Raw genomic sequence first — 16,474 nt, 5'->3', positions numbered from 1 at the left:
CAATGTACAACCGTAGGAAATTTATTCGCGATACTGCGTTATCTGGTGCGCTAATCGCAATCAGTAAAAATAGCTTAGCTACTAGTAACAATACGAATCAACCCATTGTAATTTCTACCTGGGATTTTGGTGTTGCCGCTAATGCCGATGCATGGAAGATATTATCGAATAATGGTAAAGCCTTAGATGCGGTAGAGGCTGGCGTAAAAGTACCAGAAGCCGATATCAAAAACCAATCTGTAGGCTATGGGGGTTTACCCGATAGAGATGGCATTGTAACGCTTGATGCATGTATCATGGATCATTTAGGCAATTGCGGTGCTGTACTTGCGTTGGAAAATATCAAGCACCCTATAGCTGTAGCTCGTTTGGTGATGGAAAAAACTCCCCACGTGATGCTTGCTGGAGATGGCGCATTGCAGTTTGCTTTGGAACAAGGCTTTAAAAAGGAAGACCTACTGACCGAGAACAGCAAAAAAGCGTGGAAAGAGTGGCTTAAAACATCCAAATATGAACCTATAAGCAACATTGAAAACAAACTTTACGATAAAGCAGCGCCCGAAAAACTGCCAGGAAATCAGTACAATCATGATACCATTGGAATGTTGGCTTTAGATAATGCTGGTAACTTATCGGGAGCTTGTACTACCAGCGGAATGGCCTATAAGCTACACGGGCGTATTGGCGATAGCCCAATTATTGGCGCTGGACTTTACGTTGATAATGAAATTGGTGCCGCTACGGCCACAGGAGTTGGTGAAGAAGTAGTGCGTAACGTAGGGTCTTTCTTAGTAGTAGAATTGATGCGTCAATGCTATCCCCCTGAAGAGGCTTGTAAAGAAGCGGTGATGCGTATTATTAAGAAGAAGAAAGAAAGCACTAAAAATTTGCAGGTAGGTTTCCTGGCCCTCAACAAAAAAGGTGAATACGGTGCTTACGCCATACAAAAGGGATTCACGTATGCCGTTTGCGACAGTAAACAGCAAGACTTAGTTATCAAGGGTAAAAGCTATTACTAATGTATCAACTGGAAATCTGTGCTAATTCAGTAACATCTGCAATTGTAGCACAACAGGCCGGGGCACATCGCATAGAGCTCTGTACTAATCTTTCTGAAGGGGGAACTACTCCGAGTTACGGTCAAATTAAATGGTGTGTTGATAATTTAACGATACCTGTATGGCCCTTAATCCGCCCGAGAGGTGGCGATTTTTTATATGCTGACGCTGAATTTGAAACAATTTTAAATGACATAACCTTTTGTAAAAAAATAGGTTGCGATGGTATAGTTACGGGAATACTTCTTGCTAATGGAAGTATTGACAAAGAACGCTGTGCCAAGCTAATTGCTGCCGCCCAGCCCATGCCAGTGGCATTCCACAGAGCTTTTGACATGACAAATGATCTGGCATCATCTCTAGAGGATTTAATCACTTTGGGGTTTGTAAGAGTGTTAACTTCGGGCGGTAAGGCAAGCGCTCACTCTGGAGCCAAGGAAATTGCTAGTTTGATTACACAAGCAAAAGACAGAATTGAAATTATGCCCGGAGCTGGGATCAATGCAGAAAACATAGCAGAAATAGCAGCAATCACCCAGGCAAAGTGTTTCCATACTACAGCAAAAGCTCCAGCGAAAAGTAACATGCAGTTTAAAAATGACCATAGCAAAATGAGTGATTACACGTTAGATGAATTTAGCCATGAGCAAACTGATTTATTTAAAGTAAAACAACTGATTGAAATACTCAAAAACTTATAGATGAAAAACTTAAACATATTCTTATTTACTGTATTGTTAATTTTTGCTAGTAGTTTTTATAGCTTTGGCCAAGCCATATCTTCGAGTTTTTTGAAAGGAAATTTTATTGACGACTATGGGATCAAATACACCATAAACGATACGCTTTGGGTTCAGCATCTAAATATCAAGTACCACATCATTAAATGGAATTTTGCTGAACAGTATGTGATTGCTAAAAACGGAAGCGGTCATCGTTCGGATGAAAATAAATATACCCGCATTGATTTTATGAAATTTGAAAGCATGCAGCCTTGGATATGGGGTTTTTGCTTAACTGCTTACCAAGCGAAAAATGCACAAGAAGCAGAACAGACCGCGGCAGCTGACAGGAAAAATCCGAAGAAAGGTTGTAATGGCTTCCCATTCTCTAGGATGAAATTAGTTGATTAACACTATATCTATCATCTAAGTAGTACAGGCTGATGTAAAATAAACCGGATAGCAACGAAAATCTCCCGATTTCAATCGGGAATTGAAGTGTATAGCCGGACTTTCGATACCGAAAAGCTCCGGAAACTGCTTTTCTAGTCCAACAATTTACTATAATTAAATTTGCTTAAAAACGCTATCTTTGCAGCGAAGATGAAGAATATACGTAACTTCTGCATAATTGCACATATTGACCACGGTAAGAGCACTTTGGCCGACCGTTTATTAGAATATACCAATACCATTTCGCAGCGTGAAGCGCAGGCGCAATTGTTGGACAACATGGATTTGGAGCGTGAGCGGGGCATAACCATTAAAAGTCATGCCATACAAATGAACTACAAACTGGATGGACAGGAGTATGTTTTCAACTTGATTGATACGCCAGGCCACGTGGATTTCTCCTATGAAGTTTCTCGTTCCATTGCCGCTTGTGAAGGTGCACTTTTAATTGTAGATGCGTCGCAAGGCATTCAAGCTCAAACCATTTCTAATCTTTATTTGGCTTTAGAACATGACTTGGAAATTATTCCAATTTTAAATAAAATGGACTTACCTGGCGCTATGCCAGAGGAAGTTAAAGATCAAATTATTGATTTAATTGGCTGTAAGAGAGAAGATATTATCCCTGCTTCGGGTAAAACCGGAATGGGAATTCCCGATATTTTGGCGGCAATTGTTGAACGTGTTCCGGCGCCAGTTGGCGATCCGCAAGCACCGTTGCAAGCCTTAATTTTCGACAGTGTATTTAACTCATTTAGAGGCATTATTGCTTACTACAAAGTTGTAAACGGCGAAATTAAAAAAGGCGACAAGGTAAGATTTATCAATACAGAAAGACAGTACATTGCCGACGAAGTGGGTATCCTGAAGTTAGACATGGCACCTAGGAGTTCGGTAAAAACTGGGGATGTAGGTTATATCATTTCTGGAATTAAAGAAGCCCGTGAGGTAAAAGTTGGTGATACCATCACCACAGTGGAAAACGGCTCTAAAGAAGGCATTCAGGGATTTGAAGAGGTAAAACCTATGGTATTTGCAGGTATTTACCCCGTTGATACAGAAGATTACGAGGAACTGAGAGAGGCGATGCATAAATTGCAGTTGAACGATGCTTCCATAGTTTTTGAGCCAGAAAGTTCTGCGGCGCTTGGCTTCGGTTTCCGTTGCGGTTTCTTGGGAATGCTGCACATGGAAATTATCCAAGAACGTTTGGAGCGTGAGTTCGATATGACTGTAATTACCACGGTTCCCAACGTATCTTATAATGCATACGGCACCAAAGGTGATTTGATTATCGTAAACAACCCTTCTGATTTACCGGATCCAAGTAAATTGGATTATGTAGAAGAACCTTTCATCAAGGCGAACATCATTACCAAAGCTGAATTTGTTGGCCCGGTGTTGAGCTTATGTATTCAAAAGCGTGGTATCATTGTTAATCAATCTTATTTAACTGCGGATAGGGTTGAATTGATTTTTGAAATGCCAATGGGCGAAATTGTATTTGATTTCTACGATAAGCTGAAAACGATTTCTAAAGGTTATGCTTCTTTTGACTACCACCCTATTGGTTACCGTAAATCTGACTTGGTAAGATTGGATATGTTATTGAACGAAGAGCCTGTAGATGCGTTATCATCACTTATTCACCGTTCAAATGCTTACGATTTTGGTAAGAAAATTTGCGAAAAACTGAAAGAGTTGTTGCCTCGCCAACAGTTTGAGATTAAAATACAGGCTTCAATTGGTGCTAAAGTTATTGCCCGCGAAACCATTAGTGCCTTACGTAAAGATGTAACCGCTAAATGTTACGGTGGTGATATTTCACGTAAGCGTAAATTATTAGAAAAGCAGAAAAAAGGTAAAAAACGTATGCGCCAAGTAGGTAACGTTGAAATACCTCAAAGTGCTTTCATGGCAGTTTTAAAATTAGATTAACTAGTATTGCGTATTGAGATTTGCGTATTGCGATTTGCAGAACGCTTACCTCAATACTCATTACGCTATACTCAATACCCAATGCAATTACTCGACGGAAAATACGTATCAGAAAAAGTTAAAGTTGAAATAGCGGAAGAAGCAGCTAAATTTACTGCTGATAGCGGCAGAAAACCTCACTTGGTGGCCATTTTAGTTGGTAACGACGGAGGTAGCGAAACTTACGTTGCCAGCAAGATGAAAAACTGCGAAAAAGTAGGCTTTAAATCATCTTTATACCGTTACGATAATTCCGTTACTGAGGCCGAGCTTTTGGAAAAAGTAAGAGAAATTAATGCAGATGCGGATGTAGATGGATTAATTGTTCAGTTGCCTTTGCCAAAACACATTGATCCTGAAAAAGTTACCGAAGCTATTGATCCTAAGAAAGATGTGGATGGCTTCCATCCTATTAATTTAGGCAGGATGATGCGTAATTTACCTTGCTACATTCCTGCTACGCCTTATGGTATTTTGCTAATGCTACAGGCATATCACATTGATACTACTGGAATGCACTGTGTTGTGGTTGGCCGTAGTAACATTGTGGGTAGCCCGATGAGTGTTTTAATGGCTCGCAACGCAAACCCTGGGAATTGTACCGTTACGCTAACGCATAGCAAAACCAAAGATCTTAAGGAACAAGTTTTACAAGCGGACATTATCATTGCGGCAATTGGTAAAAAGAACTTTATCACAGCAGATATGGTGAAACCAGGCGCCATTGTAATTGATGTAGGTATCAACAGAGAAACCTCAACAGAAACTAAATCTGGCTTTAAGCTTTACGGCGATGTAGATTTCGATAATGTAGCTCCTAAATCTTCGTTCATTACCCCTGTACCAGGAGGTGTTGGATTGATGACTATCGTTGGATTATTGAAGAATACATTAGCATCGGCTAGAAAAGAAATTTATTAATCAATATCCTTCAGCACCTAGACACTTTTAAATATTAGTTTATAACTATTTTTATTCAGGTAGTTATATCGATATCTACTTATAAATTCCTTACTCTTTACAGGAATAAAATACGTATAACTATTTTTTATTACACGTAAAGCATATACATTTGTGATGTTACTTGTAAAAGGAGGTAAAAGATGGATACCAAATTAACATTGAGTTTTGATCAAAATGTAGTTGAAAAAGCAAAGAAATACGCTGCTGCAAACAACATCAGCTTATCTCGTTTAATTGAGTTTTTACTTACCCAAGTTACCTCTGCACAATATAAATCGTTAGAAGATTTCCCTATAAGTGAGTGGGTAAGTAAAGTTGCCGAAGGTGAAGTAGAATATAAAAGAACTCCGAAAACTTCTAGTAAAGATTTAAAAGACGAATTTTTTAACGCTAAAAAATCCAAGTAAAATGACGCGGATTTTTCTGGATGCCAATGTTTTAATTTCAGTATTAAACAAAGAATTCCCGTTATTTAATTATTCTTCAAGAATATTAAGTTTAGCGAGCCACCCTAAATTTGAAGTTTACACCTCTCCTATGTGCTTGGCAATTGCTTTCTATTTTGCAGAAAAGAAAAACAAAGCTTCGGCAAAGCAAAAAATCACTACGCTATGTGAATACATCAGAATTGCAGACAATACTGCTAACGGAGTAATTGATACCATTTCTAACAAAAGAATTAATGATTTTGAAGATGGATTGGAATATTACGCTGCAAAGTCGGTTAAATGTAAGTATATCATCACTGAAGATACCGAAGATTTTCATTTTTCAGAAATAGAAGTACTTTCCTGCGAACGTTTCTTTTCAGATTACCTGCTTAACTAAACAATCTCTTCCAAAAACTCTCCTTCATACCAATGTAAATGCCATCGCTCCTTTCCTCTACAGGGTAAATATCAATATAATCTCTTTGCGCTGCTGCACCTCTCCCAGTTTCTAAATCATATTCGTATCGGTGTATAGGGCAAACGACATTTCCATTTTTACACCAACCTTTACTTAAAATTCCTCCCGCGTGAGGGCACCTGTTTTGCACAGCATGTAGCTTACCTTGGTTTCGGATCAAGCAAATTTTCTTTCCATTTACCTTAAATACGTTAATAAAATCCTGCTCAGGCAAATCCGCATCCAATTTAAACCATTTCATATCGCTGCTAAAATTACTTTGACAAGATACAGATATTAGTAGATTGTAGCATAATTACTTACCTTTGCATCCTTAATTTATGGCACATCATATTCCAGAAGACGGCACTTTACTTCCTTTAATGGAAGAATTTTACACAATACAGGGCGAAGGCTACAATACCGGCAAAGCTGCTTATTTTATCAGACTAGGCGGCTGTGATGTAGGTTGCCATTGGTGCGATGTGAAAGAAAGCTGGGATGCAGAGTTACACCCCTTAACTTTAGCTGACGACATTGTGGCTAAAGCAAATACTTTCCCCGGAAAAGCAGTGGTGGTAACGGGAGGTGAGCCATTGATTTATAATTTAGATTACCTCACAAAATCTTTGCAGGAAAAAGGCATACTTACGTTTATTGAAACTTCTGGCGCCTATCCTCTTTCTGGTTCTTGGGATTGGATCTGTTTATCTCCCAAAAAATTCAAAGCGCCCAGGCCAGATATTGCTCCTTTTGCCAACGAGTTAAAGGTGATTGTTTTTAATAAAAGTGATTTTGAATGGGCGGAGAAATACGCAGAAATGGTTGGTCCAAACTGCAAACTTTACTTACAGCCAGAATGGTCTAAAGCCAAAACCGTTACTCCGCTAATTGTAGATTACGTAATGGCCAACCCCAAATGGGAAATTTCGCTGCAAACTCATAAATTTTTAAATATCCCGTAATTTGGCTCATCGGTTAATTGCTTAATTGTTTGTAAATTGCTACTCGGATTTTATTCGAACTTTTACAGATTAATTAACTATTAAATATGTGCAGATACTTTTTTGTTGTTTTTATCTTGCTATACAGCGCAAGTGCTATTGCGCAATCGACCGTTAAAAAAGCTCAAAACAGTTATGAAGACGCACAGCAATTTGTGCGACAAAACATTTTTGATGAAGCCATAAAAAATTTGAATGATGCTGTAAAAGCCGATCCAAAATTTCAACAAGCTTATTTACAGCTTGGAGATATCTACAAACGGATTAGAAACATTCAAAAGGCTAAGGAAAATTATAGATTAGCTATTAAAGCAGCACCCGTACAAAGTCCAAATACCTATTTTATACTTGGTGAAACTGAATTGCAAACTGGAGATTATAGAGAGGCAAAAGAAAGTTTCCAAAATTTTGTAGCAAAAGCTGTTAACGTTGATCAAAAGTTTTTAGATAAGGCTAAAAAATACATCATTGATTGCGATTTTTCACTAAATGCCATTAAAAATGCTGTGCCTTACCAACCCTTCAATATGGGTTTTTATGTAAATAGCGAATACCGTGACTATTTCCCTGCTTTAACGGCAGATGGCCAAACCATCATCTTTACCAGAAATATCAAAGGAAACGAAGATTTTTATACTTCAGCAAAAAAGAACGGGAACTGGGAAAAGGCAAAATCGTTAAGTGACAACATTAATACCGTGAATTTTAACGAGGGAGCGCAATCGCTATCTCCCGATGGAAGATACTTGTTTTTTACTGGCTGCAATAGACCTGACGGCTTAGGCAGATGCGATATTTACGTGTGCCGGAGAGAGGGAAATGATTGGAGCAAACCTATTAACCTGGGGCAAACCATTAATACTGGTGAATGGGAATCTCAACCGGCAATTAGCGCCGACGGCAGTACTTTATACTTTTTAAGCAACAGACCCGGAGGCTTTGGTGGCTACGATATTTGGAAATCGGTAATGGATGAAGAAGGTTACTGGACAACTCCTACTAACTTAGGACCAACCATAAATACACCCTATGATGAAGCTACGCCCTTCATTCACCCAGACGGTAAAACCTTGTACTTTTCGTCAGATGGTTGGCCTGGACTTGGACAAAAAGATATCTTCATGAGTAGATTGCAGCCCGATGGCTCTTTTTCAAAGCCAGTTAATTTAGGTTACCCTATCAACACTTTTAACGACGAGTTTGGTTTCATAGTAAGTGCAGATGGACAGGAAGGCTTGTTTTCTTCGGATTTAGATGGTGGTTTTGGAGATGTAGATATTTATAGATTTAAGTTGCCTGATGCAATTAAACCGCAACCAATTACTTACGTTAAAGGCATTGTAAAGGATAGCGAAACTAAAATGCCTTTGGAAGCTTCTGTTTTGGTAATTAATTTGCGCAATAAACTTGCCGCCTATAATGAAATTACCGATAAAGTAACCGGAGATTTTATGGCCGTAATGCCTGCAAATGAAAATTATGCGTTCAACGTTTTCACAGAAGGGTATTTACTGTATTCGAAACATCTCGATATTAAACCAGCCGACGCCAACAAACCTTTTGAATTAGAAATTTTATTAGAGAAATTCAAAATTGGCAGCAAAGTTCAATTGAACAATGTATTTTTTGACACCAATCAATCGGAATTATTACCGGCCTCACTAGTGGAGCTTAATATTTTAACGGATGTTTTGAAAAACAACACTAACTTAGTAATTGAAATACAAGGACATACTGATAACGTTGGTGATAACAAGGCAAATCAAAAATTGTCTGAAAACAGAGCCAAGGCAGTTTATGATTACCTGATTAACAATGGCGTGGATAAAAAACAACTCACTTACAAAGGTTATGGTGAAGAAAAACCCGCTTTTGACAACTCAACCGACGATGGTAAACAAAAAAATAGAAGAACAGAATTTTTAATCATCAACATATAAACATATAATGGAGCAAAACTATAAAAATCATATCCGATTTAACCCCGCGTACCATTTTGTAGCGGTACCCATTACGTTTTTAGCATTTTGTTGCGCAGTATATGCCTTTTTAAAGCATAGCGATTTTACTCACGGTTTAATGGTTATTGGTTTCCTTCTATTAATAGTGGCATTATTTTTTGCGAGATATTTTTCGTTACGAGTACAGGATAGAGCGGCAAGGGCCGAAGAAAGGTTACGCTATTTCATGCTTACTGGAAAAGCCTTACCAACTGAATTAAGGATGGGACAAATATTAGCATTGAGATTTGCTAGTGACGAAGAATTTGTAGCCTTAACAGATCAAGCTTTAAGGGAGAAGCTAAGTCCAAAGGAAATTAAGCTGCTGATCAAAAATTGGAGAGCAGATTATTATAGAATTTAAAACCTAATCTTACTACCTTTCAATACATTAATTGGAGACCCTTCCGCTAGCATTACAGAAGAAGGAGTTTGATGGTTCAGCATAGCAAAATCTTCTCCGTAGTTGGCCTCAAAATCTACATCTATATCGTATTCCCTTACCTGATAAGTTTGCCATCTTGGATGCTCAACTTGATACTCTGAGGTTAAGTTAGGCGCTAATTTGGTATAGCCCCAAAAATGTTCGGTTATAAACTCTTCCTCACTTCCAACACCCATATCCTTACAAACTGGACTTGCAATTACTGCGAATTTATTCCAATTCCTAAGCTTCCAGTAGTAAGCAACTGATAAAGCTTCTTCAGTATGCTGCCAAGCATGCTTCATTGGTAAAGTTTGGTATTTTTCTTTATAAACCGTATTGGCTACAAAGGTAATTGCAGGCTTGGGAACAATTTCTTTGATAAAAACAACGCCTCGTTTCCAAATCGTACCTTCTTTAAACTTAACGTAGAATCTTAAATTGACCTCTTCAAAATTAACATGAAATGGGATACCAAAACCCCTGAGTTTGGTATCCATAAACATAAAACCTACCAAACTTACATAGAACCTTCCGTTCCAATCATCTAGTTCTGTAAATGGAGGTAAATATTTAAGTAAAATTTCTTTATCAACCTCGTAATTGGCCAATGCTAACTTGCGCCATTGTGCAGATAAAAAAATAGCCTTTGACATCTCTTCGTTAAATCACTGCTTGTCTAACTCGAACTAATTTGACTAATAAATCTTCCAATAAAGCCAGATTTAACATGTTGGCACCGTCTGATTTCGCATTAGCTGGATCTGGATGGGTTTCAATAAACAAGCCATCAGCACCTACAGCAATTGCCGCTTTAGCAATAGTAGTAATCAGCTCAGGCTTACCTCCAGTTACACCGCTACTTTGATTAGGCTGTTGCAACGAGTGTGTACAATCCATCACAACTGGCACACCAAAGCTTTGCATTTCTGGCAAACCGCGATAATCTACAATCAAATCCTGATAACCAAAAGTATTTCCTCTATCGGTTAAAATTACCTTATTATTACCAGCATCTTGGATTTTCTCCACTGCAAACTTCATTGATCCTGCTGATAAAAACTGGCCTTTTTTTACGTTTACAACTTTTCCAGTTTCGGCTGCAGCAATCAAAAGATCAGTTTGACGGCATAAAAATGCTGGAATTTGAAGCACATCCACATAAGCTGCCGCCATTGCTGCCTCTGCGCTCTCGTGGATATCTGTTACCGTTGGTACGTTAAACTCTTTACCAACTTTCTCTAGTATTTTTAGCGCCTTTTCGTCGCCAATGCCTGTAAATGAACTTCCTTTACTCCTATTTGCTTTACGATAAGAGCCTTTAAAAATATAAGGAATGTTTAATTTATCAGTTATTGTCACAATTTTCTCCGCAATGCGAAGCGCTATATCTTCTCCTTCTATGGCGCAAGGACCAGCCATTAAAAAGAAATTGTTGCTATCAGTATGTTTTAATTTATCTAAGTAGTTTATCATTTTATCGAGTTGCGGATATGGATTACGCCTATCACTATTTAACTATTGGATATTGATTATTACAGTTTGGAATTTAAATTACCGGAATCTCAGCGTTAATTTCCTAATTCACTCATGAATTTGATGCGCATCAGTTGGATTTCTTCCCGAGTGTAATCAGCTTCACCTAAATCTTTTAATGCCTCATCAATAGAGTCACTTTCTGCAGATTGAAAATAGTCAAACACCTCATCTTGCCTATCCTCATCAATCATTTCATCGATATAATAAGTAAGATTAAGTTTAGTACCAGAATTTACAATCGCTTCTACCTCTTTAAGCACATCATTATAGGTAATTCCTTTAGAACGGGCTATATCTTCCAATCCAATTTGCCTATCGATATTCTGAATAATAGATACTTTTAAGGCCGATTTGTTGGCTTGAGTTTTAATCACCATGTCCACCGGACGATCAATATCATTATCTTCTACATATTTTTTGATCAATTCAATGAACGGCCCGCCAAATTTAAAAGCTTTACCATTTCCAACACCCGAAATTTGCTTCAATTCATCATTGGTGATTGGATAATGCGTACACATTTCTTCCAACGATGGATCCTGAAACACTACGAAAGGTGGAACATTTTTCTGCTTGGCAATTTTCTTTCTCAGATCTTTCAGGAGCTGAAGCAATTGCGTATCTAACGCACCAGTACCTTGTTTAACTTCTTCTTCCTCATCATCATTTCCGGCTTCCAAAATCTCATTCAAAATGAATTTTAAGCTATATGGATTTTCTATAAACTCCCTACCAAGCTTGGTTAATTTCAGTAAACCGTAGTTATCAATATCCTTGGCCAAGAAATTATTTAAAACAGCCTGTCTAATCAATGATTTCCATAAAAGCTCACCATCAGCTTTACCTGAACCAAACTCTGGCAATTTACTATGTTCGTAAGCAATGGTTTGCGCTGTTTCTAAACCCAGAAAAATATTAAGCAAGTGCGCATCATCAAACTTTTCGCCCGTGCTCTCTATTAGTTTTAACAAGGTTAATAATTGCTCCTCAGCTTCAAACTGCTGCTTAGGTTTTTTGCAGTTATCACACATGCAGTTACAGCCTGTCTCATTGAAGTTTTCACCAAAATAATGCAAAATTTGCTTTCTTCTACAAACAGATGATTCGGCGTAATCAATTACTTCCTTCAAAATTTGCGTACCAATTTCCCTTTCAGAAACAGGCTTGTCTTTCATGAATTTAGCCAGTTTTTCTACATCCTTTTGAGAGTAAAAAGCAACACAAACTCCCTCACCACCATCTCTACCTGCCCTACCAGTCTCCTGATAGTAGCCTTCCATACTTTTTGGGATATCGTGGTGAATTACAAACCTCACATCAGGTTTATCGATCCCCATACCAAAGGCAATTGTAGCTACAATCACCTCTACATCCTCCATCAGGAACTTATCCTGAGTTTCGGCTCGTACCTTAGGCTCCAAACCAGCGTGATATGGCAACGCTTTAATGCCATTGATATTTAAAGTTTCAGCAACTTCTTCAACTTTCTTTCTACTTAGGCAGTAAATAATTCCAGATTTTCCAGGGTTATATTTAACGTAGCGGATAATTTCCTTGGTAATATTTTTTTTAGGGCGAATCTCATAAAACAGATTTGGCCTGTTAAAAGATGATTTGAACAAAGTAGCGTCCATCATCCCCAAGTTTTTAATGATATCTTGCTGTACTTTAGGCGTGGCCGTTGCCGTTAACGCAATGATTGGAATATTATCTCCCAACCCCGCTATCACCTGCCTAATCTTCCTATATTCTGGTCTAAAATCGTGTCCCCATTCAGAAATACAATGTGCCTCATCTACCGCTACGAAAGAAAGTTTCAGCAAGCGTAGAAACTCAACATTTTCCTGTTTGGCTAACGATTCCGGAGCTACATACAACAATTTAGTGCTACCATTAAGTAAATCTGTCTTTACTTGAGTAATCTCCGATTTAGTTAAAGATGAATTTAAAAAGTGGGCGATGCTATCGCTACCACCAAAAGCTCTAATTTGATCTACTTGGTTTTTCATTAACGCGATAAGTGGCGAAATTACAATCGCCGTGCCTTCGCTCATTAAAGCAGGTAACTGATAACAAATGGATTTGCCACCCCCCGTTGGCATAATTACGAATGTGTTCTTCCCCTCTAATATGTTGGTAATGATCGATTCTTGATCCCCTTTAAAATTGTCGAAACCGAAAAAAGTTTGAAGGTTATCAAATAAAGACTTCTTGACGTCCATTTCCTTTGCTGAATATTGTGTGCTATTATTGTTCAAAATAACATAATTTTGCAGTAATTAAAGTATTAATTTACTAATAAATTCTCTTTGGAAAGTAAAAAATCTATAATTGATTCAGCTATCAATACCTTGAAGTTAGAATCGGCTGCCATTTTTGGCCTAATTGACTATATCAACGATGATTTTGTAGCGGTAGTGAATTCTATTTTAAACAGTGATGGACGTGTTGTAGTAACTGGAATTGGTAAAAGTGCCATCATTGCTCAAAAAATAGTAGCTACTTTTAATTCAACTGGAACACCAGCTGTTTTTATGCATGCAGCAGATGCGGTACACGGCGATTTAGGTATGATTCAAAAAGATGATGTCGTATTGTGCCTGTCTAAAAGCGGAAACACGCCAGAAATTAAATTACTTGCACCGCTTCTTAAGCTATCTGGGAATAAGTTGGTAGCCATGTTGGGTAATGTAAATTCTGATTTGGCGAAACAGGCAGATCTCATTTTAAATACCACAGTAGACAAAGAAGCCTGTCCGCATAACTTAGCCCCTACAACAAGTACTACAGCGCAGTTGGCCATGGGCGATGCGTTGGCGGTTTGTTTGCTACAAGCAAGAAAGTTCGAATCGTCTGATTTTGCCAAATATCATCCGGGAGGTTCTTTGGGCAAAAGGCTGTATTTAAAAGCCGGTGACCTAGCTGCTAAAAATGAAAAACCTTCTGTATCAGCTAGTGCGCCTGTAAAAGATATTATTGTTGAAATTAGCAAAAACCGTTTGGGCGCTGTTGTTGTTAGCAATGGTGATGATATTTTGGGAGTAATTACCGATGGCGATATTAGAAGAATGTTGGAAAACCACACGAACTTAGAAAATATAACTGCTAAAGATCTGATGAACAGCAATCCAAAGAAAATTGATGCAGACGAATTAGCATTGTTGGCCCTAGAAATCATCAAAAAAAATAATATTACTCAAATTTTAGTGACTAAAGATGATCGATATTTTGGTTTGGTCCATTTACACGATCTGTTACAAGAGGGTATCATATAAAAGTATATATTTGCGGCAAGCATGAATAAAAATAAATACGCTTTAATAATGGCGGGCGGCGTTGGAAGCCGTTTTTGGCCGGTAAGTAGAACCGAATTCCCTAAACAATTTATAGATTTCTTTGGTGTAGGCAAAACGCTTATTCAAAGTACGTACGAGCGATTTTTAAATATTTGCCCTCCGGAGAACATCTTCATTGTTACCAACGAAATTTATACTGACTTAATTAAAGAGCAGCTGCCTGATATGATGGATAATCAAATTTTGGCAGAGCCGATGATGCGTAATACTGCGCCATGTATTGCTTATGGCGCTTCCAAAATAGCAGAAATAAATCCTGATGCTACCATTGTAGTTGCTCCATCAGATCACACCATAGCTAATCAGCCTGCATTTATCAACGCTATTGAAAAATGCATGGAAGTTGCTGTAACCTGCGATTGCTTAATTACCTTAGGTATAAAACCCAATAGACCAGACACGGGTTACGGTTACATACAATATGCAGATGAAACCTTACTTGAAGACAACGATATACACAAAGTAAAAACTTTCACTGAAAAACCCAATTTGGAATTAGCCAAATCTTTTTTACAGAGCGGCGATTTCTTATGGAATGCAGGCATTTTTATTTGGTCGGCAAAAGCCATTAACAAAGCTTTACAAAAACATTTACCCGATATGCATGAAATTTTCGTTGGTGGTAAAAATTCGTACAATACAGAAAACGAAAAAGCTTTTATTTCAAATGCTTATCAGCTTTGCACCAACATTTCTATCGACTTCGGTATTATGGAAAAAGCGGATAACGTTTATGTACTACCTTCTGATTTTGGCTGGTCGGACTTAGGAACTTGGGCTTCTATTTACGAAATGGCAGAAAAAGATTATGTTGGTAATGCCGTTATCCCATCTGAACAGGTAATGATGTATGATTCTTCTAACTGCATGGTGAATGTTCCGGAAGAAAAGTTAGTGATTTTGCAAGGCCTACACGACTACATTGTTGTGGAATCAAATAACACTTTACTAATTTGCCCTAGAGCAGAAGAACAAAATGTAAAAAACATTGTCGCAGATGTAAAAGGCAAATTTGGCGGAAAATTCATTTAACCGAAGATAAAAGGGCTTTATCAATTGCTTTTCAGTCAATTTAGATGCTGAAAGTTCTTTGATAAAGCCCTATTTTTATGCTCTCTGCCTTACAGCCTCGTATAAAATTACACCCGCTGCTACAGAAACATTCAAAGATTCGATGCTGCCAGCCATTGGTATTTTAGCCAAATAATTTGCTACCCTCAACAAGTCATTTGATATTCCTTCATCTTCAGAACCCATTACAATAGCTGTTGGAAGCTTGTAATCTGGAACATAAATCAAGTCATTGGTTTTTTCAGTACATGCAACAATTTGCAAACCACTGTCTTGCAAAAACAAACAGGTTTTATGCAAATTAGCATGTCTACAAACCGGAATTGAAAACAGCGCTCCCGCAGAGGTTTTAATCGCATCTGCGTTAATTTGAGCCGCATTTTTTAATGGCACTACAATGGCATGAACTCCAACACAGGCAGCCGTACGAGCAATTGCTCCCATGTTTCGAACATCAGTTACGCTGTCAAGCACTAATATCAGTGGCGTCTCCCCTTTTTCGTAAATTGCTGGAATAAGATCTTCAATATTTTGATACGTAATTGGTGATATAACGGCAATCACACCTTGATGATTTTTTTGCGTCATACGGTTCAACTTCTCAACAGGAACCACACTCAACGGAATTAAAGACCCCGACAATAAAGCTTTAAGCTCTAAAAACAAATCTCCTGACAAGCCTCGTTGTACGTAAATCGTTTCTACATCTTTACCAGCTTTTATCGCTTCAATTACCGCCCTAATGCCAAAAACGAATTCATTATTCTCTTTAAAACGCTCTCTTCTTTGTGGTCTTTTAAAATTATCCATATCAATTATTGAACTGCAAAAGTAACCAATTAAATAGTGTTTGTTTGAATGATTTTTTATTGAACGATATTAGTTGAAATAATGGGCATTTCGTATTGTTCTAGTGGCACTCATAAACAGTATTATTATCAACATCAAATTGTTTACAACTTATTGTGTATTTATAATATACTAAAAAAAATCATCAGTTTAGCAGTCAACTTGTTGAC

Annotated in this window: 17 protein-coding genes; 12 read left to right on the top strand and 5 right to left on the bottom strand. The window is 37.9% G+C overall.

Features of this window, described 5'->3' with window-relative positions; genetic code table 11:
- Positions 1-2 precede the first annotated feature (2 nt).
- The 7 genes from DUT68_RS01125 (at position 3) to DUT68_RS01095 (ending at position 6,001) form a co-directional block, all read left to right on the top strand.
- Positions 3-1,019 carry a N(4)-(beta-N-acetylglucosaminyl)-L-asparaginase gene (locus DUT68_RS01125; RefSeq protein WP_113634963.1) on the top strand — a complete coding sequence of 339 codons (1,017 nt, stop codon included), beginning with the start codon at positions 3-5 and terminating at the stop codon, positions 1,017-1,019.
- Positions 1,019-1,759, top strand: a complete 741-nt coding sequence (locus tag DUT68_RS01120; RefSeq protein ID WP_113634961.1) for a copper homeostasis protein CutC — start codon at positions 1,019-1,021, stop codon at positions 1,757-1,759. The genes DUT68_RS01125 and DUT68_RS01120 overlap by 1 nt, the downstream gene beginning before the upstream one ends.
- Positions 1,760-2,191, top strand: coding sequence for a hypothetical protein (locus DUT68_RS01115; RefSeq protein ID WP_113634959.1), 432 nt, complete (start codon positions 1,760-1,762; stop codon positions 2,189-2,191). It begins immediately after the preceding gene.
- 192 nt (positions 2,192-2,383) lie between these two features.
- A complete protein-coding gene (gene lepA / locus DUT68_RS01110) occupies positions 2,384-4,171 on the top strand; it encodes a translation elongation factor 4 (RefSeq protein WP_113634957.1) in 1,788 nt (595 codons plus the stop codon).
- An 81-nt stretch (positions 4,172-4,252) separates the two neighbouring features.
- The gene (locus DUT68_RS01105) at positions 4,253-5,131 is read left to right on the top strand and encodes a bifunctional 5,10-methylenetetrahydrofolate dehydrogenase/5,10-methenyltetrahydrofolate cyclohydrolase (protein ID WP_113634955.1); all 879 of its coding nucleotides are present in this window, start codon (positions 4,253-4,255) and stop codon (positions 5,129-5,131) included.
- Between the two features lie 182 nt (positions 5,132-5,313).
- A complete protein-coding gene (locus tag DUT68_RS01100; protein ID WP_113634953.1) occupies positions 5,314-5,580 on the top strand; it encodes a DUF6364 family protein in 267 nt (88 codons plus the stop codon).
- A gap of 1 nt (position 5,581) precedes the next feature.
- A complete protein-coding gene (locus tag DUT68_RS01095; RefSeq protein WP_113634952.1) occupies positions 5,582-6,001 on the top strand; it encodes a PIN domain-containing protein in 420 nt (139 codons plus the stop codon).
- Here the strand turns inward: DUT68_RS01095 and DUT68_RS01090 are convergent.
- Positions 5,994-6,323, bottom strand: coding sequence for a Rieske (2Fe-2S) protein (locus tag DUT68_RS01090; RefSeq protein WP_113634950.1), 330 nt, complete (start codon positions 6,321-6,323; stop codon positions 5,994-5,996). The two genes, DUT68_RS01095 and DUT68_RS01090, sit on opposite strands and share 8 nt — an antisense overlap.
- Before the next feature lie 79 nt (positions 6,324-6,402).
- Here DUT68_RS01090 and DUT68_RS01085 point away from each other — a divergent pair, with 79 nt between their 5' ends.
- The 3 genes from DUT68_RS01085 to DUT68_RS01075 all read left to right on the top strand — a co-directional run bounded on the left by DUT68_RS01085 (position 6,403) and on the right by DUT68_RS01075 (position 9,429).
- The gene (locus tag DUT68_RS01085; protein WP_113634949.1) at positions 6,403-7,026 is read left to right on the top strand and encodes a 7-carboxy-7-deazaguanine synthase QueE; all 624 of its coding nucleotides are present in this window, start codon (positions 6,403-6,405) and stop codon (positions 7,024-7,026) included.
- 86 nt (positions 7,027-7,112) lie between these two features.
- The gene (locus tag DUT68_RS01080; RefSeq protein ID WP_113634947.1) at positions 7,113-9,005 is read left to right on the top strand and encodes an OmpA family protein; all 1,893 of its coding nucleotides are present in this window, start codon (positions 7,113-7,115) and stop codon (positions 9,003-9,005) included.
- 7 nt (positions 9,006-9,012) lie between these two features.
- Positions 9,013-9,429 (top strand): DUF6526 family protein, encoded by a 417-nt coding sequence (locus tag DUT68_RS01075; RefSeq protein ID WP_113634945.1) that lies wholly within the window; start codon positions 9,013-9,015, stop codon positions 9,427-9,429.
- Here the strand turns inward: DUT68_RS01075 and DUT68_RS01070 are convergent.
- From DUT68_RS01070 to recQ, 3 genes are all read right to left on the bottom strand, one after another.
- Entirely contained in the window at positions 9,426-10,145 is a 720-nt protein-coding gene (locus tag DUT68_RS01070; protein ID WP_113634944.1) for a YqjF family protein, read from the bottom strand. The two genes, DUT68_RS01075 and DUT68_RS01070, sit on opposite strands and share 4 nt — an antisense overlap.
- Positions 10,146-10,152: 7 nt before the next feature.
- The gene (gene kdsA, locus DUT68_RS01065) at positions 10,153-10,965 is read right to left on the bottom strand and encodes a 3-deoxy-8-phosphooctulonate synthase (protein WP_113634942.1); all 813 of its coding nucleotides are present in this window, start codon (positions 10,963-10,965) and stop codon (positions 10,153-10,155) included.
- Positions 10,966-11,060: 95 nt separating this feature from the next.
- A complete protein-coding gene (gene recQ / locus DUT68_RS01060; RefSeq protein ID WP_113634940.1) occupies positions 11,061-13,250 on the bottom strand; it encodes a DNA helicase RecQ in 2,190 nt (729 codons plus the stop codon).
- An 87-nt stretch (positions 13,251-13,337) separates the two neighbouring features.
- Here recQ and DUT68_RS01055 point away from each other — a divergent pair, with 87 nt between their 5' ends.
- Complete coding sequence (locus DUT68_RS01055) at positions 13,338-14,303, top strand: KpsF/GutQ family sugar-phosphate isomerase (protein WP_113634938.1); 966 nt, start codon at positions 13,338-13,340, stop codon at positions 14,301-14,303.
- Between the two features lie 21 nt (positions 14,304-14,324).
- On the top strand, positions 14,325-15,416 hold the full coding sequence (locus tag DUT68_RS01050; protein ID WP_113634937.1) for a mannose-1-phosphate guanylyltransferase: 1,092 nt from the start codon (positions 14,325-14,327) through the stop codon (positions 15,414-15,416).
- Between the two features lie 75 nt (positions 15,417-15,491).
- On the opposite strand, the gene rlmB is transcribed toward DUT68_RS01050, so the two are convergent.
- The gene (rlmB, locus tag DUT68_RS01045) at positions 15,492-16,265 is read right to left on the bottom strand and encodes a 23S rRNA (guanosine(2251)-2'-O)-methyltransferase RlmB (RefSeq protein WP_113634935.1); all 774 of its coding nucleotides are present in this window, start codon (positions 16,263-16,265) and stop codon (positions 15,492-15,494) included.
- Positions 16,266-16,474 lie beyond the last annotated feature (209 nt).

It is taken from the genome of Pedobacter zeaxanthinifaciens, from assembly GCF_003313335.1.
GTDB lineage: Bacteria > Bacteroidota > Bacteroidia > Sphingobacteriales > Sphingobacteriaceae > Pedobacter > Pedobacter zeaxanthinifaciens.
This window is presented reverse-complemented; position numbering and strand designations above follow the sequence as displayed.